Here is a 20725-nt window from a genome sequence, read left to right as displayed (position 1 = left end):
GTCCGACCTGGCGCGCGTCGCGGGCGGATAAAAAAACGGCGATGCCCGCAAGGACATCGCCGTTTGCGCATGCCCCGCGCGCCATGCGCGCGGGCAGTGCGTCGACGTCAGATCTTGAGCTTCGTGACCTTCGTGCCGTTGATCGACACGTCGCCCATCAGGCCCGCGTTGGTCAGCACGACGACCTGGATCGGCGCCGTGGCCGTGTTGGAGTCGACCGCTCCGTTCGCGCCCATCTTCACGAGTGCGACCGATGCGCCGGCGCCGGCTGCCCAGCCGTCCGAGTTGCGGAATTCGTCGAGCGCCTGCTGCGTCATGAACAGGAACACGACCGCCTTCGACTGCGCGCCCGCCTGCAGGCCGACCGACAGCGACGACGTGTTGTAGTAGCCGACGGTGCTGCCGCCCACGCGCAGCGCGCCGTTGCCGGACTGGGCGCCGACGATGAAGCCGGCCTGGAGCACTTCGGGGAAGACCAGCACGCCGCGCGATTTCGCGACGAGCTCGCGCGAACCCTTGACGGTGGAGTACATGCGCGACAGCGTGGCGTCGACGCTCGCGTCGATCGACTGACGCTTCGACGCGTTGGTCGCGGCGTTGTCCGGCTTGTCCGGGGTGGTGGTGCAACCGGTGAGCGCGAGGCTACCGACGATGAGCGCGGCGGCGGCTTTGAGCACAAGAGTCCGTTTTTGCATCGTTGTTCTCCATCGGATGACGTTCGGAGTGAGTCTCGCTCAAGGAGCGGATCACGTCGGCAGTTATATCACAGCGGATTACGGCCTCTTTTCGTTGCCGTGTGAAAAAGCGTCAAATCGCGCGGGGATGTCGCGGCGCGCCAACGGACGAAACGACGCCGACGCGCGACGCGTGGCCCGCGCGTGGCCGGCGTGCGGCGAACGCGAGGGGCGAGCGGAGAGCGGAGAGCGGCGGCGCTTGCGGTGTGCGTCGGTGTCAGTGCGTGACGGGCGGAACGGGCGGCTTGATCGGCGGGCGGCGCAGCGCGCGGCGGATCAGCGCGATCACGACGCCGCATGCGAACAGGAACGCGGCCGGGACGACCCAGTAGCCGACGAACGCATGCCACAGGTAACCGGCGAGCGTATTGCGGCGCACCACGTATTCGTCGCGGGCCGCCTGCTGGCGCGGCGCGTTGGCGGCGAGCACGTCGGCCGGGCAGCCGGCCGCGCGCGCTTCGTCAGGATCCCCGTGGCACTTCGCGGCGGCGCCGGCGGCCTGCTGCGCGTCGGTGAGCTGCCAGGTGGTCAGCGCGAGCTGCAGGTCCGCCTTGTTGTACGCCATTTCCTCGCGGATCTCGCGCACGGCGATGATCGCGACGGGCACCGCCCAGAACACGATCACGATCAGCCAGCGGCGGAACCAGCGGTGTTGTCTCCATGCCATCCAAGCCTCCGTTTGACGCGCGTGCGCGTCCGTCTCGAGGGCGGCCCGATGGCGCTTCTTGGTCTTGGGTGGGCCGCGTTGCAGCCATCATAGAAGAAAACGCGGCGAATTGCCGCACCATGTGACGGCACCGCGGCGGCAGGCCGGAAAAACGGGGCGGGAAACGCTGGAATGCGTGCGTCGATGCGCGTGCAACGAATATAAAAATGCCGCGCCCGCCGAAGCGGGGCGCGGCATTCGAGACGGGAGCGCCGGAACTCAGGCGGCCGGCTGGTTGCTCAGGCAGCTCTTCATGAACGCCTTGCGATCGTCGCCCTTCTTGCCGGTGGCCTGCGTGTTGCACGCCTTCATCTTTTCCTGCTGCGTCATCGCCTTCGCGGGCTTCGCCGACAGGCAGTCCTTCATGAACGCCTTGCGTTCATCGCCCGTCTTGCCGGCTGCCTGCGTGTTACAGGCCTTCATCTTGTCCTGCTGGCTGTTCGCCGCGAATGCGGGGGAAGCCAGCATGCCGCCGAGAAGCACTGCGGCTACGAGCGATTGGATTTTCATTTCGACACTCCCATGGGGTGAATTGCGTTTTATATCGACGCCGTCACGAAGCCCGGCGCGACGTGAACAGGGTCGCATCGCGCCGCGCGCTCCGATTATGGCAAATCAATGTGAAAACACCAAAACGGCCTTTCTATAACGCGGGGGGCGGCATGGCCGTTGACGGCGCGCACGCGCCGGCGATCGGGACAAACCATGACACGGGGCGCGCGCAGCGCGCGTTCGCGCCGGACCTACCGGATGCCGGGCGCGAGCCATTACAATCGCGGCCATGAATACACCGAACACCGCATCCTCTTCGTCCGCGGCGGCGCTGCCGCGCATCGCCGTACTCGCCACCGGCGGCACCATCGCCGGCGCCGCGCCCGACGCGGCCAGCACGGCTGGCTATCAGGCCGGCGCGCTCGGCGTCAATTTCCTCGTCGACGCCGTGCCGGCGCTCGCGTCGGTCGCACGCATCGACGCGGAGCAGGTCGCCAGCATCGACAGCAAGGATCTCGCGCTGCCGCTATGGAATACGCTCGCCGCGCGGATCGACGCGCTGATGGCCGATCCGGCCATCGACGGCATCGTGATCACCCACGGCACCGATACGCTCGAGGAAACCGCGTACGCGCTGCATCTGGTCGTCCGGGGCGACAAGCCGGTCGTGCTGACGGCCGCGATGCGGCCGGCCACCGCGCTGTCGTCCGACGGCCCGCTGAACCTGTTGAACGCGGTGACCGTGGCCGCCCATCCGGCCGCGCGCGGGCAGGGCGTGCTGGTCGCGTTCAACAACCGGATCCATGGCGCGCGCGACGTCGTGAAGACGAGCACGTACGCGGTCGACGCGTTCCAGTCACCGGAGCTCGGTGCGCTCGGCTGGGTGCAGGACGGCCGCGTCGAATTCGCCCGCCGCGTCACGCGCACGCGCGACGCGCAACTGGCGATCGCCGCGACCTGGCCGCCGGTCGAAGTCGTCGCGAGCTATGCGGGCGTGACGCGCACGGCCGTCGACGCGCTCGTCGCGGCCGGCGTGCGCGGCCTCGTCGTCGCGGGCACCGGCAACGGGTCGATCCATGCGACGCTGCAGACGGCGCTCGCCGATGCGGTGAACGCGGGCGTGGCCGTGGTCCGTGCGTCGCGCGTCGGTTCGGGGCACGTGATGCGCAACGGCGCCGCGAGCGACGATGCGCTCGGTTTCGTGAGCGCGGGCTCGCTGCACCCGTTCAAGGCGCGTGTGCTGCTGATGCTCGCACTCGCGAACGGCATTCGCGATCGCGACGCATTGCAACGCGTATTCGACACGCTGTGACCGATGGCCGCCGCTCGGGCGGCGCGTAGAAAGCATAAAAAATGGCAGGCCAATGAATAGCCTGCCATTTTTACGTCAGTGCTGCGCGAATGCTCAGGACTGCGGCGGAATCACGAGCTTCTGGCCCGGGTAGATCCGGTCCGGGCTTGACAGCATCGGCTTGTTCGCCTCGAAGATCGCCGGATATTTGTTCGCGTCGCCGTACACTTCCTTGGCGATCGCCGACAGCGTGTCGCCCGGCTTCACGTCGTGGTACCGCACTTCCGGATCGTCCGGCTGCAGATCGTCGTCGTTGACGCCCGCGACACCCTGCACGTTGCCGGCCGCGACCTTGACCTTCGCCTTCGTGTCGAGATCGGCGACGCTGCCCGACAGCGTGACGGTGCGCGAGGCGCCGTCGAACGCGACGGTCAGGTTCGACGTGTCGAGACCTTGCGAGTTGATGTAATTCTTGATCGCATCGGCCGCGGTCTGGTTCGCGGCATTCGGATCTTCCGCTGCCTGTGCATCGGCGTGACCCAGCAGTTTTTCACCCGCCTCCTTGATAAACGAAAGAAGACCCATCGTTGCACTCCTTAGGTGGTTGAAAAGAAAACGCGCCGTGAAGTGGCGAAAAAAACACCGCGCTGGGTGCGGGCCCGGAAGGGGCGCGCAGGCGCGGCGGTTTTCTCGAAAGGCGTGGCGAAAGTGTAGGCGTTCATCGCGACGAATGCATGAAAAATCGCACGCTCGAACGTAAAGAAATGTAATACGCGAAATCCGACAGGCGGACACCCGACGACGACGTCTGACCGACCAAGGCTTCCCCGGCGCCGCCGGGTGCCGCTGCGGACCCCACCACGCCGCTCTCAGCCCAGAGCGGCGTTTTTCGCCCCGTCCCGCATGCCGTTGGCGATGCAGGGCGGGGCGCCCCACCGTGATGCGCGCGTGCGTCGCGCATCGATGCGACCGGCCGTAACCGGATCGCGTGTGTGCGTGACACGCGTTTCACCATTGCAGCGAAACGCGCGTTGCTGCATCCGCGTTACGCGGCCGGCGTCTGGCCGATCTCGAAGTTCGACATGATCTCGAGCGCGCGCACGAGCGCCGAGTGATCCCACGCCTTGCCGCCGTGCGACGCGCATACGCTGAACAGCTGCTGCGCGCTCGCGGTGTGCGGCAGCGCGAGGCCGAGCTTGCGTGCGCCGTCGAGCGCGAGGTTCAGGTCTTTCTGGTGCAGCTCGATGCGGAAGCCCGGATCGAACGTGCGCTTGGTCATCCGCGCGCCGTGCACTTCGAGGATGCGCGACGCGGCGAAGCCGCCCATCAACGCCTGGCGCACGCGCTCCGGATCGGCGCCCGAGCGGGCGGCGAACAGCAGCGCTTCGCCGACCGCTTCGATGTTCAGCGCGACGATGATCTGGTTCGCGACCTTGCAGGTCTGACCCGCGCCGTTGTCGCCGACGAGCGTGATGTTCTTGCCCATCTTCTCGAACAGCGGCTTCGCGCGCTCGAACGCCTTTTCCGGCCCGCCGACCATGATCGTCAGCGTCGCTTCGCGTGCGCCGACTTCGCCGCCGGACACCGGCGCGTCGAGGTAGTCGCAGCCGAGCGCATTGATCTGCTTCGCGAATGCCTGCGTGTCGAGCGGCGAGATCGAGCTCATGTCGATCACGAGCTTGCCGGCCGTCAGGCCCTTCGCGACGCCGTCGTCGGCGAACAGCACGTTACGCACGTCGGGCGTGTCCGGCACCATCGCGATGATGATGTCCGCGTGCTGCGCGACTTCGGTCGAGTTCGCGACGACCTTCGCGCTGCCGCGCAGATCGTCCGGAATCGGGAACGCGCCGTTCACGACGAGCTGGTGATCGCCCTTGAGCAGGTTGCGCGCCATGTGCGCGCCCATGATGCCGAGGCCGATGAAACCGATGATTGCCATGTGAAAGTCTCCTCTGGGGCTGAAAACGGGAAGGGGGCGACTCAGGCGGCGCGACGCGCCGAGGCCGGTGCGCAGCCGGCCACGCTTTGCAGCCAGCCGAGGCCTTCCGTCGTGGTGGTGCGGGGCTTGTATTCGCAGCCGACGTAGCCGGCATAGCCGAGCCGGTCGAGCAGCGCGAACAGGAACGCATAGTTGATCTCGCCCGTGCCCGGCTCGTTGCGGCCCGGGTTGTCCGCGAGCTGGACGTGGCCGATCGATGCGAGGTTGCGTTCGATCGTCGCGGCCAGTTCGCCTTCCATGCGCTGCATGTGATAGATGTCGTACTGCAGGAACAGGTTGTCCGAGCCGACCGCGCGGATCACGTCGAGCCCTTCCGACGAGCGGTTCAGCGCGAAGCCCGGGATGTCGAAGCGGTTGCACGGCTCGACGAGCAGGCGGATGCCTTCGCGCTTGAGCGCATCGGCCGCGAAGCGCAGGTTGTCGACGATCGTCACGAAAGTCTTGTCGCGCGCGGTGCTCGCCGACGGAATGCCGACCAGGCAGTTCAGCTGCGGCACCTTCAGCGCCTTCGCGTAGCCGATCGCACGGCCGACCCCTTCCTGGAACTCGCCGACGCGATCGGGCAGGCACGCGATGCCGCGCTCGCCCTGATCCCAGTTGCCGGCGGGCAGGTTGTGCAGCACGAGGCGCAGGCGGTGCGACTCGAGCTGCTCGGCGAGTTCTTCTTTCGCGTACGGGTACGGGAACAGGAACTCGACGGCGTCGAAACCCGCGTCCGCGGCCGCCTTGAAACGGTCGAGGAACGGCACTTCGTTGAACAGCATGGTCAGGTTTGCAGCAAACTTCGGCATGAGCTAAGCCTCTTCGGTCGGTCAAAAATGTCGTGCGGTTCAGTCGAGCATCGAGATCGCGGTCGGCGCGTGCTCGGCCTTATCGGCGAGATCCTCGAATTCGTTGATCGCGTCGATTTCGGTGCCCATCGAGATGTTCGTCACGCGTTCGAGGATCACCTCGACGACCACCGGCACGCTGAACTCTTCCGCGAGCGTTTGCGCCTGGCGCAGCGCCGGCTCGATCTCTTCCGGCTTGAACACGCGCAGCGCCTTGCAGCCGAGGCCTTCCGCGACGGCCACGTGGTCGACGCCATACCCGTTCAGTTCCGGCGCGTTCACGTTGTCGAACGCGAGCTGCACGCAGTAGTCCATGTCGAACGCGCGCTGCGCCTGGCGGATCAGCCCGAGGTACGAGTTGTTCACGACGACGTGCACGTACGGCAGCTTGAATTGCGCACCGGCGGCGAGCTCCTCGATCATGAACTGGAAGTCGTAGTCGCCGGAGAGCGCGACGATCGGGCGGCTCGGGTCGGCCGCACGCACGCCGAGCGCGGCGGGGATCGTCCAGCCGAGCGGGCCGGCCTGGCCGCAGTTGATCCAGTTGCGCGCCTTGAACACGTGCAGGAACTGCGCGGCGGCGATCTGCGACAGGCCGATCGTGCTGACGTAGCAGGTATCGCGACCGAACACCTTGTTCATCTCTTCGTACACGCGCTGCGGCTTGACCGGCACGTTGTCGAAGTGCGTCTTGCGCTGCAGCGTGCGCTTGCGTGCCTGGCAGTCGGCGACCCACGCGCTGCGATCCTTCAGCTTGCCGGCGGCCTTCCATTCCTGCGCGACCGCGACGAACAGCTCGAGGGCGGCCTTCGCGTCGGACACGATGCCGAGATCCGGGCCGAACACGCGGCCGATCTGCGTCGGCTCGATGTCGACGTGCACGAACTTGCGGCCCTTCGTGTAGACCTCGACGCTGCCCGTGTGGCGGTTCGCCCAGCGGTTGCCGATGCCGAGCACGAAGTCGGACGCGAGCAGCGTCGCGTTGCCGTAGCGGTGCGACGTCTGCAGGCCGACCATGCCGGCCATCAGCGGGTGGTCGTCGGCAATCGCGCCCCACGACATCAGCGTCGGGATCACCGGCACGCCGATTGTTTCCGCGAACTGCACGAGCAGGTCTTCGGCCGCCGCGTTCAGCACGCCGCCACCCGACACGATCAGCGGCTTGTCCGCGTCGTTGAGCATCGCGAGCGCCTTCTCGATCTGCGCGCGGGTGGCCGCGGGCTTGTAGACCGGCAGCGGTTCGTACGTGTCGATGTCGAATTCGATTTCGGCGAGCTGCACGTCGATCGGCAGGTCGACCAGCACCGGGCCCGGACGGCCCGAGCGCATCAGGTGGAATGCCTGCTGGAACACGCGCGGCACGAGCGCCGGTTCGCGCACGGTGACCGCCCACTTCGTGACCGGCTTCGCGATCGATTCGATGTCAACGGCCTGGAAATCTTCCTTGTAGAGACGCGCGCGCGGCGCCTGGCCGGTGATCGCGAGGATCGGAATCGAGTCGGCCGATGCGGAGTAGAGGCCGGTGATCATGTCGGTGCCGGCGGGGCCCGACGTGCCGATGCACACGCCGATGTTGCCCGGCGCCGCCCGCGTGAAGCCTTCGGCCATGTGCGATGCGCCTTCGACGTGGCGCGCCAGCACGTGGCTGATGCCGCCCGACTTGCGCATGGCCGAGTAGAACGGGTTGATCGCGGCGCCCGGCACGCCGAACGCGGTCTGGATGCCTTCCTTCTCGAGCACGAGTACGGCTGCGTCGACGGCTCTCATCTTGGCCATGAATGTCTCCTTGGATAGTTGGATCTTGCGAATCGGTCTGTTGAGGACACTTTAGGGATGCACGAAAGGTTTGATAAGATCAGCCGAAGTCGCTTATTTCGAAACTAAAAGTATGGAATGACGGCCGGACGGGGCTTCCCGCCGGTGTCGGAGCCGGGACGGAGACAGCAGATGGATCGTTTCAAGCAGATCGAGACGTTCGTGCGGGTGGCCGATGCCGGCAGCCTCGCGGCGGCCGCGCTCGAGGAGGGCGTGTCGCCGGTGGTGCTCGGGCGGCGGATCGACGCGCTGGAGAAGCGCCTCGGCGTGAAGCTGATGTACCGCTCGACGCGGCGGCTGGTGGTCAGCGAGGAGGGCGCCGCGTTCCTCGAGCGCTGCCGCGGGCTGCTGTCCGAATGGGATCAGGCCGAGAACGAGCTGGCCGCCGGGCGGCGCGCGGTCAGCGGGCACCTGATCGTGTCGGCGCCGGCCGCGTTCGGCCGCAAGCACGTCGCGCCGCACGCGCCGGGTTTTCTCGCCGACAAGCCGGAAATGCAGCTGTCGTTCAACCTGACCGACCGCGTCGTCGATCTCGTGCGCGAGGGCTATGACCTGTCGATCCGGATCGGCGGCGCGGTCGATCCGAACTTCGTCGCGGTGAAGCTCGCGTCGAACCGGCGCGTGGTGTGCGGCACGCCCGGGTATTTCCGCCAGCACGGCCGGCCGAAATCGCTCGATGACCTGCTGAAGCACAACTGCCTGGCCTTCAACCTGCAGGGCGGGCAGAACCGCGGCTGGTATTTCCAGCGCCACGGCAAGATCGCGACGATGCGCGTGACCGGCAATCTCGACTGCAACGACGGCGAGCTGCTGCATCGCTGGGTGGCCGAAGGGCTCGGGCTCGGCTGGCGCTCGACGTGGGAAATCGCCGCGCAGCTCGAAACGGGCGAACTCGAGACCGTGCTCGACGAGTACGCGCTGCCCGACTACGACATCCTCGCGGTCTACCCGCAGCAGCGCTACGTGCCGGCGCGCGTGCGCTATTTCATCGACTACCTGCGCGAAGCGTATGCGCGCCCCGGTTACTGGAGCACCACGCCGTAACGGGGCGGGCTGCCCGGCCGTTCGGCGATTTTTTACGCTTCATGCGCGCGGCGCGGGAATAAACTCGACGCAGCAGCGGTAAGGTCATCGAGCGCGCACGTTGCCGGTCTGTCCGGGCGCCGTGCGCGGAACGGGCGCGGCGTCGGCCGCCGGGACCAGGGAGGCCATGTGGGGCAAGCCGGACAGGCGGTCGATGAACGGGCGGTGGACGATGCGCTCGCGCGCGGCGAGCGGTTTCGCGCGCTCGTGCTGCCGCATCTCGACGCCGCGTACAACCTCGCGCGCTGGCTGAGCGGCAGCGCCGGCGACGCGGACGACGTCGTGCAGGACGCGTGCATGCGCGCGCTGCGTTTCGTCGACTCGTGTCGCGGCGACAACGCGCGGCCGTGGCTGCTGACGATCGTGCGCCACACCTGGTACACCGAGTGGCGGCGGCGCACGCAGGCGCACGAGGTCGCGCTGCCCGACACGCTGGACGATGCCGACGTGCCCGACGACTGGCAGCCGGCGACGGAGGACCCGCTCGCGCAGCTGCTGCGCGGCGAGAACGTGCGGCTCGTGAACGCGGCGCTCGCGAAGCTGCCGCCGGAATACCGCGAGGTGCTCGTGCTGCGCGAGATGGAGGACCTGAGCTATCGCGAAATCGCGGCGATCGCGGACGTGCCGGTCGGCACGGTGATGTCGCGGCTCGCGCGCGGCCGGCGCAAGCTTGCCGCGCTGCTGGGCGAGGCACAGGCGCCGGCGACCGAAGGCCGGCCGGGCCGTGCGCCGGCTGGCGGAACCGCATCGGAGGCGATCGATGGACTGTAACGAAGCGCGAGCGTTGCTGGACGCGGACGTCGACCGCGAGCTGTCGGCGCCCGATGCGTTGCGGGTCCAGCAGCATGTCGAAGGGTGCGACGCATGCCGCCGCGAACGCGCACGGATCGTCACGCTGGTGCAGGCGGTGCGGCAGGCCGATTATCACCGTGCGCCGGACGCGCTGCGGGCGAGTATCCTCGCGAGCCTGCCGGCCGCGGCCCCCGCCCCCCGCCCCAGGGCCGCGCCGGGGCGCGCCCCCCCCCCGCCCCCGGGGCCCCCCCCCCGGCGCCCCCCGGGCGCGGGGCCCCCCCCCCCCCCCCCCCGCCGGCCCCCAGGCGTCGGGTCGCGCGTGGCCGCGTGGCCGGGCCTCGGCTGGGGCGTCGCGCTGCTGATGGCGGTCGCGGCGGCGGGCGGCGTGGCGTGGTCCGCCCGCCACGCGGACACCGACCGCACGGTCGACGAACTGGTCGCGAGCCACGTGCGGGCCGACCTGTCGGCGCGCGACATCGACGTGATCTCGACCGACCAGCACACGGTCAAGCCGTGGTTCAACGGCCGGCTCGACTATGCGCCGCCGGTCGAGAATCTCGCCACGGACGGTTTCGCGCTGGTCGGCGGCCGGCTCGACTACGTCGGGCGGCGTCGCGTCGCAGTGCTCGTCTACCGCCACCGGCAGCACGTGGTCGACGTCTACGTGCAGCCGGCCGGCGAACGGCCGGCGGCCCCGTACGCGACCGTGTCGCAGGGCTATGCGCTGGACCGCTGGAACGCGGCCGGCATGACGTGGTGGGCGGTGACCGACGCCGAGCCGTCGGCGCTCGCGGCGTTCCGGACGGCGCTCGACGCGCGGCTGGCCGGCGCGCACGGCGAATGACCATGCCGTTATGGGGAGGTGCACTCTTGTTCCGACCCCGGCCGCGAAAGGGCGAAGGGCGCTCGCGGGCCCGCATACCCGTTCAAGTCTTTGAAAACACGGCCGAATTAGTCGGCGAATCGTCGATTGGCCTTGCATGCGCCCCGTAACCGGGTTAGAATCTTCGGCTTCTCACTTGCCACACCGGTTCAGACGCCCGGGTGGCTTTAATCCACAAGGAGTGTGTATGCGTCATTACGAAATCGTATTCATCGTGCACCCGGATCAAAGCGAGCAAGTGCCCGCGATGATCGAGCGCTACAAGTCCACGATCACGTCGCACGGCGGCCAGATCCACCGTGTCGAAGACTGGGGCCGTCGCCAGCTGGCCTACATGATCGAGAAACTCGCGAAGGCTCACTACGTCTGCATGAACATCGAGTGCGACCAGACGACGCTCGACGAACTCGAACACGCGTTCAAGTTCAACGACGCCGTGCTGCGTCACCTCATCGTCAAGATGAAGAAGGCCGAAACCGGCCCGTCGCCGATGATGAAGGAAGTTCAGCGCGAAGAAGCCAAGAAGGCGGCTGCCGCTCAGCCGGCCGAAGCGCAGGCTTAAGTTCGTCACTTATTAAGCCATCAAGGAGCGCGCCACTCACGTGAACAGGTTGCAATTGACGGCGAGCGTCGTCGAACGCGCACCGGTGCGATATACGCCGGCCGGTGTTCCGATCGCAAGCGCCACGTTGCATCACCGCACGGAAGTCGTCGAAGCAGGCATTCCCCGTCAGGTCGAAATGACGATCGAGGCGGTGGCGGCCGGTGAGGCGAGCGGCAAGCTGGAAAGTCGTGAAATGGGCGTCGAAACGCTGTTCACGGGCTTCCTGGCCAAGAAAAGCCGCAACGCGAGAACCTTGGTGTTTCACATCACTGCATTGCAGGACACAGGAAAGGACTGAAATCATGGCCCGCCCGACTGGTAAGAAATTCGACAAGCGTCGTCAGCAACAAAACCCGCTCTTCAAGCGCAAGAAGTTCTGCCGTTTCACGGCTGCCGGCGTCGAGCAGATCGACTACAAGGACACGGAAACGCTGAAGGACTTCATCGGCGAAAACGGCAAGATCACGCCGGCTCGCCTGACGGGTACGAAGGCCCACTATCAGCGTCAGCTGGATACGGCAATCAAGCGTGCGCGTTTCCTCGCGCTGCTGCCGTACACCGATCAGCACAAGGCGTAATCAGGCGACGCAATAAGGAGAATTCGAATGCAAATCATTCTGTTGGAAAAAGTCGCCAATCTGGGCAACCTCGGCGACATCGTCAAGGTCAAGGACGGTTACGCTCGCAACTTCCTGATCCCGAACCGCAAGGCTCGCCGTGCAACGAAGGAAGCGATCGCCGAATTCGAAGTGCGCCGCGCTGAACTCGAAAAGATCGCCGCTGAAAAGCTGGCGGCATCGCAGGCAGTCGGCGAGAAGCTGAACGGCCAGTCGTTCGAAATCACGCAGAAGTCGGGCGTCGACGGCCGTCTGTTCGGCTCGGTCACGAACGGCGACGTCGCGGAACTGCTGAAGAAGGCCGGCTACGAAGTCGAGAAGCTGCAAGTTCGCATGCCGGAAGGCCCGCTGAAGATGATCGGCGAGCACAACGTGCAAGTCGCGCTGCATACGGACGTCGTCGTCGACGTCACGATCAACGTGATCGGCGACCACGCGTAAGCGTAGACGCAAGCTTGCCGGGCGGCTTCCGCCGTCCGGACAAGGGCAGGCGCCCGGGTAACCGGGGCCTGCCTTTTTTATTGCCTGCTCGCCGGCAAGCGGTGGTAGCGCTGCCGCCATCTATTCGCGATAATCCCAACCCATGAACGCGCCGCAAGATCCCCAAATCGAATCGCTGAAAGTCCCGCCGCATTCGGTGGAAGCCGAGCAGTCGGTGCTCGGCGGCCTGTTGCTCGACAACGCGGCATGGGACCGGATTGCCGACTTCCTGTCGCAGGGCGACTTCTACCGCTACGACCACCGGATCATCTACGAGCACATCGGCCGCCTGATCGCGTCGACGCGCCCGGCCGACGTCGTGACCGTGTACGAAGCGCTGACCACGTCCGGCAAGGCCGACGACGTCGGCGGGCTCGCGTACCTGAACGCCCTCGCGCAGAACACGCCGAGCGCGGCGAACATCCGCCGCTATGCGGAAATCGTGCGCGACCGCGCGGTGCTGCGCCGGCTCGTGTCGGTCGCCGACGAGATCTCGGCCGACGCATTCAATCCGCAGGGCAAGGAAGTCCGCCAACTGCTCGACGAGGCCGAATCGAAGGTGTTCTCGATCGCCGAAGAGGGAGCGCGCGGCAACCAGGGATTCCTCGAGATCGGCCCGCTGCTCACGCAGGTGGTCGAGCGCATCGACACGCTGTACCACACCGCGAACCCGAGCGACGTCACCGGCACGCCGACCGGCTTCGTCGACCTCGACCGGATGACGTCGGGGATGCATGGCGGCGAGCTGATCATCGTGGCGGGGCGCCCGTCGATGGGTAAGGCGCAGCCGCTCGATGCGCGCGTCAGGACGTTGACGGGCTGGAAGCCGATGGGCGAGCTGGCGGTCGGTGATGCACTTGCTTCGGTCGACGGGGCTCCATCGATCGTGACCGGCATCTACCCGCAGGGCGAACGCCAGGTGTATCGGGTCCGCTTTTCGGATGGGCGTTCGGCCGAATGCTGCGACGAGCACCTGTGGTGCGTCCATTTCCGCGAGTGGGAAAAGCCCCGTGTGCTGTCGACCGCGGAGATTCGCACGTTGCTGACGCGCGAACGCTACCGGAACCGGTTGTGGATCGACATGCCGAGCGGCGAGTTTGGTCATCGCGAGGCGCTGCCGGTTGACCCATGGGTACTCGGCGCGCTGCTGGGCGACGGTGCGCTCGGCGGGACCGCCGTGCGTTTCAGCGTGAAGGCCGAGGAAACGTTGAACCGGATGCGCGAGCGTGTCGACGCGTCGCTCGAACTTGAATACGCGGGCCAGTACGACTGGCGCATCAAACGCCGGCCGTCGACGGCCACCGTGGCCCGGCCGTCCGCCAACCCGCTCAAGGCTGCGCTCGAGCAACTCGGTGTGTGGGGGAGGACGAGTTACGACAAGTTCATCCCGCGTCTCTACCTCGATGCGGACAAGGACGCGCGGCTGGATGTGTTGCGCGGGTTGCTCGACACGGACGGCTGGGTCGAATCGTGGGGTACGGTGCGTTATTCGACCGCCAGTGCGCAGTTGGCGAGCGACGTGCGCGAACTGGCGCGTTCGCTCGGCGCGTGGTGCCAGGTTGCCGAAAAGGCGACGAGCTTCACGGTCGACGGCGAACGCAAGGCCGGTGCGACGGCTTATATTTGCACGATCAGTCACCCGGATCCGCAGAGCCTGTTCCTGTTCGAGGGCAAGCGCGAGCGGCTAATGGCCGGGCGGACGCGCCGCAAGCTGCCGGTAATTATGGGTATCGAGCCGTCGCGCCGGACCGCCACGCAGTGCATCTCGGTTTCGCATCCGTCTCGGCTGTACGTGACCGACGATTACGTCGTCACGCACAACACGGCCTTCTCGATGAACATCGGCGAATACGTCGCGGTCGAGTACGGGTTGCCGGTCGCGGTGTTCTCGATGGAAATGCCGGGGACCCAGCTCGTGATGCGTATGCTCGGCTCGATCGGCCGGCTCGACCAGCACCGGATGCGTACCGGCCGCCTGACGGACGAGGACTGGCCGAAGCTGACGCACGCGGTGCAGAAGATGAGCGAGGCGCAGCTCTTCATCGACGAGACGGGCGGCTTGAACCCGATGGAGCTGCGCTCTCGCGCGCGGCGCCTCGCACGTCAGTGCGGCAAGCTCGGCCTGATCATCGTCGACTACCTGCAGCTGATGTCGGGTTCGTCGCAGGGCGAGAACCGCGCGACCGAAATTTCGGAAATCTCGCGTTCGCTGAAGAGTCTCGCGAAGGAGCTCGACGTGCCGGTGATCGCGCTGTCGCAGCTGAACCGCGGCCTCGAACAGCGCCCGAACAAGCGTCCGGTGATGTCGGATTTGCGCGAATCGGGCGCAATCGAACAGGACGCGGACGTGATCCTGTTCATTTATCGCGATGAGGTCTACAATCCGGACAGCCCCGACAAGGGGACGGCCGAAATCATCATCGGCAAGCAGCGTAACGGCCCGATCGGGCCTGTTCGGCTCACGTTCCTGGGGCAATACACGAAGTTCGACAATTTTGCCGGGGCGCAGACCTTCTACGGCGAGTAAAGCCGGTTGTAAACACCTATTTCGCCAATTGTTGTATCCAATCCCGGCGTGCGCATATGCGCACGTCGCGTCGGGACCGAAACCGGTACAATGTCGCCCGTTTTCGTGACAGTAGTTTGACAATCTCTCAGGAATCCCATGTTCGGTCGATTCATGCCCACCGAGGGCAAGTTCTTTGAACTCTTCAACGCGCACGCGAAGCACATCGTTTCCGGTGGCCGCGAACTCGAACTGCTGATCGACAATCTCGCCGACGCCGAGATTCACAAGCAAAACGTGCAAATCGCCGAGAAGGCCGCCGACAAGCTCACGCACGAGGCGATCGATCTGCTGCACAAGACCTTCATCACGCCGCTCGATCGCGACGAGATCCACAAGCTGATCACGACGATGGACGACATCCTCGACCTGATGGAGGACGTCGCGACGGCCGTGTCGCTGTACGACGTGCAGTCCGTCACGTCCGAGGCGAGCCAGCTCGCGCACATCGTCACGCAGTCGGCGCAACACGTGCAGCAGGCCGTCGGCTTGCTGTCCGACATGAAGCAGTCGGCACAGATCCTCAAGCAATGCGAGGAAATCGACCGCTGGGAGTCGGAGGCCGACCGCGTGCTGCGCGCGGCGATGTCGAAGCTGTTCCGCGAGGAAGACGACGTGAAGACGCTCATCAAGCTGAAGGCGATCTACGAGCTGCTCGAAGAGATCACCGACAAGTGCGAGGACGTCGCGAACATCATCGAAGGCATCGTGCTGGAAAACGCCTGAGCGGACCACGATGCATTCGATACAACTCGCCCTATGGATGGTCGCGACGCTGGTGCTCGTCGCGCTCGTATTCGACTTCATGAACGGCTTTCACGACGCGGCGAACTCGATCGCCACCGTCGTGTCGACCGGCGTGCTGAAGCCCCAGCAGGCCGTGGTGTTCGCGGCCGCGTTCAACGTGATCGCGTATTTCATCTTCCACCTGAAAGTCGCGCAGACCGTCGGTAAAGGCACGATCGATCCCGAGATCGTCGACCATTACGTCGTGTTCGGCGCGCTGGTCGGTGCAATCGGCTGGAACGTGATTACCTGGTATTACGGGATTCCGTCGAGTTCGTCGCACGCGCTGATCGGCGGCCTCGTCGGCGCGGCGCTCGCGAAGTCCGGCTGGGGTGCGCTGAACGTCGACGGTCTGCTGAAGACGATCGCGTTCATCTTCATTTCGCCGCTGCTCGGGTTCATCCTCGGTTCGCTGTTCATGCTCGGCGTGTCGTGGCTGTATTTCCGTACCGCGCCCAGCAAGGTCGACCGGCGCTTCCGCCGGCTGCAGCTGCTGTCGGCCGGCCTGTACAGCCTGGGCCACGGCGGCAACGACGCACAGAAGACGATCGGTATCATCTGGATGCTGCTGATCGCGAGCGGCTACGCGTCGGCGACCGCCGATGCGCCGCCGGCGTGGGTGATCGGCGCGTGCTACCTGTCGATGGGCCTCGGCACGCTGTTCGGCGGCTGGCGCATCGTGCGCACGATGGGCCAGAAGATCACGAAGCTCAAGCCGGTCGGCGGCTTCTGCGCGGAAAGCGGTGGCGCGATCACGCTGTTCGTCGCGTCGTTCCTCGGCATTCCGGTGTCGACCACGCACACGATTACCGGCGCGATCGTCGGTGTCGGCGCCACGCAGAAGTTGTCGGCCGTGCGCTGGGGCGTCGCCGGCAACATCGTGTGGGCGTGGGTGCTGACGCTGCCGGCAGCCGCGCTGTTTGCGGCCGGCGGGTGGTGGCTCGGGCATCAGATCTTCTGATCGCCGACACGCCCGGATCGACATGAAAAATGCGCCGCAAGCCGAAAGGCTGCGGCGCATTTCTTTTGGGGTGGCCAAAGCGTGCTGCGGCGCGGGTGGGGCGGCCGACAATACCTTCGACGTCACCGCCGCTCGGCAAGAACGAGCGGTCAGTAACTGCCGTTCGCGAACCGCGCGATCGGATCGTCAGCCGTACTCGTGCGCGGGCTGACGGGCGCGGATTGCGTCGACGCGCGCCATACCTGCACGGGCGCGGGCTCGATATTGCGTGGGGGCGCCGACGCGGCGGCGGGCGGCGGTTCGGCATCGAACGCGGCGGCCTGGGCGGCCGTCAGCGCGGTCGTCGGAATCTGCGTGCCGACTTCCGCCGGCGCGGCCGGTGCGGCGTTGGCCGTCGTCGCGGCCGCATCGTCATTTACCGACGTGGCCTGCTGCCGGGCCACCTGCATCCGCGGTGGCGGCGGCTCGTACGGGTCGGCGGCCTGGGCTGCCGGTGCAACTGCGGCAGCCGTCACGACCGGCGTGCTCGGAACGGTCGGAGCGGGAGCCGGTGCCTGCGCCGCTCTCGCTTGCGACGACGCAGTCGCAGGCTGCCGCGACGCGGCGGCAGCCGTCACGACCACCGGAGCAGCCGCGACCGTCGGCGGACTGCGCGGCTCGTCGCGCTTGGCCTCGTAGGTCGGCGCATCGAACGGCGTCGGGGCCGAGCGCGGCGGCGCGACGCGGCGAATGCCGTCGAATCGCTTGGCCCAGTACGGGTTCGTCAGATAGTCGAGCCGCACGGTGCCGCCCGTCGACGGCGCGTTGACGAAGCGCAGCTTGCCGACATAGATGCCGACGTGCGAATGCGGCCGTCCGGTCGTGTTGAAGAAAATCAGGTCGCCCGGCGCGATCTCGTCGGGTTCGATCGACACGCCGCGACCGCTCATGTCGGCGGTCGTGCGCGGCAGGTTCACGTCGGCCGCGCGGCCGATCACGTAGCGCACGAGCCCGCTGCAGTCGAAGCCGCTCGTCGGCGTGTTGCCGCCCCAGCGATACGGGACGCCGACGAGGCTCATCGCCTGGATCGAGATTTCTTCCTGACCGACGCTGTGGTCGACGAATTTCGGGAAATTGGCGGGCGCCGGGAACGCACGCGGCGTCGTGATCTTCATGCCCGACGCGGAACGCGATGCCGACTGCGGCGGCACGCTGGAGCAGGCCGCAAGCAGGGAGACGACGGCGACGGGAACCCAGATTCGAAGCATGGCAAGGCGGGCGAGCGCGACGCGCTCGCGAATCGTATGACAACAGACAGACCCGATGGTAGACGCTCCGACGGGGCTTAAGCAACCATTCTTGAGAATTTACTTGAAGTTTCGCGCGTAAACTGCGTTGTTGCGTGACAAAGCGTTACTTTTCTCTTCGACCCCAAATAAAAACGGCGCCCCAAAAAACGGAGCGCCGCGTGGGCGTCGAAAGCCCGGCCGAGAGGCCGGCCTGCGCGTTACAGAATGTCCGACGCGTAGTCGGCGAGCCGCGAGCGTTCGCCGCGCGCGAGGGTCACGTGGCCGCTGTGGCCCCAGCCCTTGAAGCGGTCGACGACGTAGGTCAGGCCCGAGCTGCCTTCGGTCAGGTAGGGCGTGTCGATCTGCGCGATGTTGCCGAGGCACACGATCTTCGTGCCGGGGCCCGCGCGCGTGACGAGCGTCTTCATCTGCTTCGGCGTCAGGTTCTGCGCCTCGTCGATGATCAGGTACTTGTCGACGAACGTGCGGCCGCGCATGAAGTTCATGCTCTTCACCTTCAGGCGCGAGCGGATCAGCTCCTGCGTCGCCGCACGGCCCCATTCGCCGGCCGCGTCGTCGGTCTTCTGCAGCACCTCGAGGTTGTCGTCGAATGCGCCCATCCACGGCTGCATCTTCTCTTCCTCGGTGCCGGGCAGGAAACCGATGTCCTCGCCGACGGGCACGGTCGCGCGCGTCACGATGATTTCGTTGTAGCGCTTGTCGTCGAGCACCTGCGCGAGGCCGGCCGCGAGCGCGACGAGCGTCTTGCCGGTGCCGGCCTGGCCGAGCAGCGTGACGAAATCGATCTCGGGGTTCATCAGCAGGTTCAGCGCGAAATTCTGCTCGCGATTGCGCGCGGTGATGCCCCACACGTTGTTCTTGTGGTGGCTGTAGTCGCGCAGCGTCTGCAGCAGCGCCGTCTTGCCGTTCAGCTCGCGGACGATCGCATGAAACGTCGGCTCGCCGTTCTGCGGCTCGAGATAGACGAACTCGTTGACGAGCATCGACGCGACGAGCGGGCCCGTCACGCGGTAGTACGTGGTGCCCGTCTTCGTGTCCTGCCAGCTCTCCATGCCCTTCGCATGCTTGGTCCAGAAATCCTGCGGCAGCTCGCGCACGCCGTTGTACAGGAGATCCGAATCCTCGAGCACCTGGTCGTTGAAGTAGTCTTCCGCGGGCAGGCCGAGTGCGTGCGCCTTGATCCGCATGTTGATGTCTTTCGACACCAGCACGACCTGGCGATCGGGCCGGTCGCGCTGCAGCGCGCGCACGACGCCGAGGATCTGGTTGTCGGCCTTGCCTTCGGGCAGGCCTTCGATGGGCGCGATGTCGGCGAGCTTCGTCTGGAAGTACAGGCGGCCGAGCGCGTCGCGGCTGCCGAGGCGCGACAGCGGAATGCCGGCCGAGATCGGGCCGCCGTCGGCGACGAGCGCGTCGAGCGTACGGCTGACCTGGCGGGCGTTGCGCGCGACTTCGGACATCCCCTTCTTGTGGTTGTCGAGTTCCTCGAGCGTCATCATCGGCAGATAGACGTCGTGTTCCTCGAAGCGGAAGAGGCTGCTCGGGTCGTGCATCAGCACGTTGGTGTCGAGCACGAACAGCTTCTGCAGTTCGGCTTCGGCGGGCTTGCGGCTGCGCGACTTCGTCGCGGCGCCGGCATCGCGCGCGGGCGCGGCGGCCGGTTTGTCGGCGGCCGGCTTGTCGTTGCGTGCGACGACCGGTGCCGCCGGTTCGGCGGGCGCCTGCAGCGGCTGCAGCAGCGCGGCCGTCTGCCTCGTCTTGCGGCCGCGCGCGGGGGCGCTTGCGGCCTCGGGCGCCGAAGACGCGACGGCGCGCAGCGGCGCGGCCGTGTTCGCGGCTTCGATCATCGGTTGGGCCACGCTGGCCGGACCATAGTCACCGGCTGTGGATGCGTCCCCTTCGGCGGATTTCTTCGCGGCTTTCGCGGGCCGCGCTTTCGCCTTGTATTCGTCGGGCGGCAGCAGGCTGCCGAGCTTGCTGGGGGGAGTAGGCAAAGGCATGGTGTCCCTCGGGAGGAATCGTGTCGCATGGCGTGCGCCGCTGATCGCATCCTGCGTGACGTAGACGCATGCAGTTTGCGCGCGGTGGCGCACAGGAATTTCGTCTAGCCGGTTCGCCTAAGTGTCGATCAGCTCCTCGATGCGGTAAAGGCCGGACCGGGGCGGGCCGGCGCGCGTTCCATAAAAAAAGCCGCTGCCCCGTCGACAGGGACATGCGGCTCGGCTGATGCCGTCGTGATGCGCGTCAGGTGCCGTGAAGCATTGCAACAGGCACCGGCGCAGCTACGAGAAATATGGGGCGAACTGGCATTCATTGCGGCCCAATATAACGCGCCTCAAAGCGCTTGTACAGCCTTTAGCACGTCGTCCACGTGACCCGGTACCTTGATGCCGCGCCATGCCTGTCGGAGCACGCCGTCGGCGTCGATCAGGAACGTCGAGCGCTCGATTCCGCGCACTTCCTTGCCATACATTTTCTTCATCTTGATGACATCGAACAACGCGCACAGCGCTTCGTCGGCATCGGAGATCAGCGGGAACGGCAGTTCGAGCTTGGCCTTGAAATTGTCGTGCGAGCGGAGGCTGTCGCGCGACACGCCGATGACTTCCGCACCGGCTTTCTTGAACTTCGGATAGAGATCGCGGAATTGCAGCCCTTCGGTCGTGCAGCCCGGCGTGTTGTCCTTCGGATAGAAGTACAGCACGAGCTTCTTGCCCTTCAGGCCGGACAGCGAAATGTCGCCGCCCGTGGCTGGTGCGGTGAAATCGGGAACTTGACGGTCAACTTCGACGGACAC

Annotated in this window: 21 protein-coding genes and 1 pseudogene; 12 read left to right on the top strand and 10 right to left on the bottom strand. The window is 66.4% G+C overall.

The window, feature by feature from the left end:
- Positions 1-107: 107 nt before the first annotated feature.
- The 3 genes from JYG37_RS11570 to JYG37_RS11560 all read right to left on the bottom strand — a co-directional run bounded on the left by JYG37_RS11570 (position 108) and on the right by JYG37_RS11560 (position 1950).
- The gene (locus tag JYG37_RS11570) at positions 108-695 is read right to left on the bottom strand and encodes a BPSL1445 family SYLF domain-containing lipoprotein (protein WP_050013250.1); all 588 of its coding nucleotides are present in this window, start codon (positions 693-695) and stop codon (positions 108-110) included.
- Positions 696-951: 256 nt separating this feature from the next.
- A complete protein-coding gene (locus JYG37_RS11565; protein WP_012328676.1) occupies positions 952-1401 on the bottom strand; it encodes a membrane protein in 450 nt (149 codons plus the stop codon).
- A 258-nt stretch (positions 1402-1659) separates the two neighbouring features.
- Positions 1660-1950: a PsiF family protein gene (locus JYG37_RS11560; protein WP_011549641.1), complete on the bottom strand. Its 291-nt coding sequence runs from the start codon at positions 1948-1950 to the stop codon at positions 1660-1662.
- Positions 1951-2221: 271 nt separating this feature from the next.
- On the opposite strand from JYG37_RS11560, the gene JYG37_RS11555 reads away from it, so the two are divergent.
- Positions 2222-3244 (top strand): asparaginase, encoded by a 1023-nt coding sequence (locus tag JYG37_RS11555; RefSeq protein WP_124554584.1) that lies wholly within the window; start codon positions 2222-2224, stop codon positions 3242-3244.
- Between the two features lie 93 nt (positions 3245-3337).
- On the opposite strand, the gene lysM is transcribed toward JYG37_RS11555, so the two are convergent.
- The 4 genes from lysM to gcl all read right to left on the bottom strand — a co-directional run bounded on the left by lysM (position 3338) and on the right by gcl (position 7828).
- Entirely contained in the window at positions 3338-3808 is a 471-nt protein-coding gene (lysM, locus tag JYG37_RS11550) for a peptidoglycan-binding protein LysM (RefSeq protein WP_050013247.1), read from the bottom strand.
- Positions 3809-4268: 460 nt separating this feature from the next.
- Positions 4269-5162, bottom strand: a complete 894-nt coding sequence (locus JYG37_RS11545) for a 2-hydroxy-3-oxopropionate reductase (protein WP_050013246.1) — start codon at positions 5160-5162, stop codon at positions 4269-4271.
- Between the two features lie 41 nt (positions 5163-5203).
- A complete protein-coding gene (hyi, locus tag JYG37_RS11540) occupies positions 5204-6013 on the bottom strand; it encodes a hydroxypyruvate isomerase (protein WP_050013245.1) in 810 nt (269 codons plus the stop codon).
- A gap of 39 nt (positions 6014-6052) precedes the next feature.
- Entirely contained in the window at positions 6053-7828 is a 1776-nt protein-coding gene (gene gcl, locus JYG37_RS11535; RefSeq protein WP_050013244.1) for a glyoxylate carboligase, read from the bottom strand.
- Positions 7829-7999: 171 nt separating this feature from the next.
- On the opposite strand from gcl, the gene JYG37_RS11530 reads away from it, so the two are divergent.
- The 10 genes from JYG37_RS11530 to JYG37_RS11485 all read left to right on the top strand — a co-directional run bounded on the left by JYG37_RS11530 (position 8000) and on the right by JYG37_RS11485 (position 16639).
- A complete protein-coding gene (locus JYG37_RS11530) occupies positions 8000-8911 on the top strand; it encodes a LysR family transcriptional regulator (protein ID WP_050013243.1) in 912 nt (303 codons plus the stop codon).
- A gap of 168 nt (positions 8912-9079) precedes the next feature.
- On the top strand, positions 9080-9721 hold the full coding sequence (locus JYG37_RS11525) for an RNA polymerase sigma factor (protein ID WP_050013242.1): 642 nt from the start codon (positions 9080-9082) through the stop codon (positions 9719-9721).
- A complete protein-coding gene (locus tag JYG37_RS11520; RefSeq protein WP_213345416.1) occupies positions 9711-10586 on the top strand; it encodes an anti-sigma factor family protein in 876 nt (291 codons plus the stop codon). The genes JYG37_RS11525 and JYG37_RS11520 overlap by 11 nt, the downstream gene beginning before the upstream one ends.
- A gap of 226 nt (positions 10587-10812) precedes the next feature.
- Positions 10813-11187, top strand: coding sequence for a 30S ribosomal protein S6 (rpsF, locus tag JYG37_RS11515; protein WP_006486255.1), 375 nt, complete (start codon positions 10813-10815; stop codon positions 11185-11187).
- A 40-nt stretch (positions 11188-11227) separates the two neighbouring features.
- The gene (priB, locus tag JYG37_RS11510; RefSeq protein ID WP_011549649.1) at positions 11228-11527 is read left to right on the top strand and encodes a primosomal replication protein N; all 300 of its coding nucleotides are present in this window, start codon (positions 11228-11230) and stop codon (positions 11525-11527) included.
- Positions 11528-11531: 4 nt separating this feature from the next.
- On the top strand, positions 11532-11807 hold the full coding sequence (gene rpsR / locus JYG37_RS11505) for a 30S ribosomal protein S18 (protein ID WP_004193360.1): 276 nt from the start codon (positions 11532-11534) through the stop codon (positions 11805-11807).
- Between the two features lie 27 nt (positions 11808-11834).
- Positions 11835-12287 (top strand): 50S ribosomal protein L9, encoded by a 453-nt coding sequence (rplI, locus tag JYG37_RS11500; RefSeq protein WP_006486256.1) that lies wholly within the window; start codon positions 11835-11837, stop codon positions 12285-12287.
- A 142-nt stretch (positions 12288-12429) separates the two neighbouring features.
- Positions 12430-14853 (top strand): replicative DNA helicase, encoded by a 2424-nt coding sequence (gene dnaB / locus JYG37_RS11495; protein WP_124630768.1) that lies wholly within the window; start codon positions 12430-12432, stop codon positions 14851-14853.
- Between the two features lie 138 nt (positions 14854-14991).
- Positions 14992-15618 (top strand): DUF47 domain-containing protein, encoded by a 627-nt coding sequence (locus tag JYG37_RS11490; RefSeq protein ID WP_006478627.1) that lies wholly within the window; start codon positions 14992-14994, stop codon positions 15616-15618.
- A gap of 10 nt (positions 15619-15628) precedes the next feature.
- Entirely contained in the window at positions 15629-16639 is a 1011-nt protein-coding gene (locus JYG37_RS11485) for an inorganic phosphate transporter (RefSeq protein ID WP_050013240.1), read from the top strand.
- Between the two features lie 149 nt (positions 16640-16788).
- Here JYG37_RS11485 and JYG37_RS11480 read toward each other — a convergent pair whose 3' ends face one another.
- Entirely contained in the window at positions 16789-17886 is a 1098-nt protein-coding gene (locus JYG37_RS11480; RefSeq protein ID WP_213345415.1) for a C40 family peptidase, read from the bottom strand.
- Positions 17887-18125: 239 nt separating this feature from the next.
- Entirely contained in the window at positions 18126-19928 is a 1803-nt protein-coding gene (locus JYG37_RS11475) for a PhoH family protein (RefSeq protein WP_069617861.1), read from the bottom strand.
- Here JYG37_RS11475 and JYG37_RS34770 point away from each other — a divergent pair.
- Positions 19824-20065 (top strand): annotated as a pseudogene (locus tag JYG37_RS34770) (hypothetical protein); the annotation flags it as partial. The gene JYG37_RS11475 and the pseudogene JYG37_RS34770 sit on opposite strands and share 105 nt — an antisense overlap.
- Positions 20066-20263: 198 nt before the next feature.
- Here the strand turns inward: JYG37_RS34770 and JYG37_RS11470 are convergent.
- Positions 20264-20725 (bottom strand): peroxiredoxin, encoded by a 462-nt coding sequence (locus tag JYG37_RS11470; RefSeq protein WP_050013237.1) that lies wholly within the window; start codon positions 20723-20725, stop codon positions 20264-20266.

This window comes from Burkholderia sp. LAS2, from assembly GCF_018417615.1.
GTDB classification, from domain to species: domain Bacteria; phylum Pseudomonadota; class Gammaproteobacteria; order Burkholderiales; family Burkholderiaceae; genus Burkholderia; species Burkholderia sola.
Note: the sequence above shows the minus strand (reverse complement) of the source record. Positions and strands in the feature narration are given on the sequence as shown.